The organism is Vibrio sp. 2134-1 (assembly GCF_033339495.1).
On sequence record NZ_JAWOUS010000601.1, the window covers coordinates 1 to 621 of the forward strand.

1 protein-coding gene and 1 pseudogene are annotated in these 621 nt (G+C 49.4%); both read right to left on the minus strand.

Going from position 1 to position 621, the window contains the following annotated elements:
* On the minus strand, nucleotides 1–114 hold a 114-nt coding region (locus R7R78_RS30070), incomplete at its 3' end, for an efflux RND transporter permease subunit (RefSeq protein WP_225474776.1).
* Between the two features lie 2 nt (nucleotides 115–116).
* Nucleotides 117–621: pseudogene (gene vmeA / locus R7R78_RS27465) on the minus strand (multidrug efflux RND transporter periplasmic adaptor subunit VmeA); the annotation flags it as partial.

Sequence of the window (621 nt, forward strand, 5' to 3'; positions counted from 1 at the left end):
AATGGTTGGATATTGCGACACTGGCAAGTTGAACAAGGACATGATCCCTGCAAGCATGGTCAGAATCGCCAGTACCCAAGCAAAAACCGGACGATCAATAAAAAATCGAGCCATGATTATCCCTGATCTCCCGTTTGGATGGTGACTGGGCTACCCGGACGCACCTTTTGCAAACCCGCCGTAATGACTTGGTCACCGGCTTTTAATCCATCAATGATGCGCCATTGGTTGTCTATAACTTCCGCCGTGATGACTGGCGTAATCGCAACGGTATTATCAGCACGCACCGTCATCACCGAAGCTTTGCCTGTTGCATCGCGAGTCACGGTGTTTTGCGGGATCAAAATCGCACTAGGGTCAACACCAGTAATCACGGTCGCACGCACGAACATGCCCGGAAGAAGTAAACCATCAGGATTTGGGAATTCCGCACGCAAAGTTACGCTTCCCGTACTTTCATCCACGTTAACTTCCGTGAACTTCATTGTGCCTTTGTGCTCGTAAGTCGAGCCATCTTCAAGCGTCAATGCAACTTGCGCAGATTGATCTTCTTGCATGTGGCCTTGAGAAAGCGCCGCTTTTAGTCGTAGCAATTGAGCAGAAGACTGAACGATATCCACG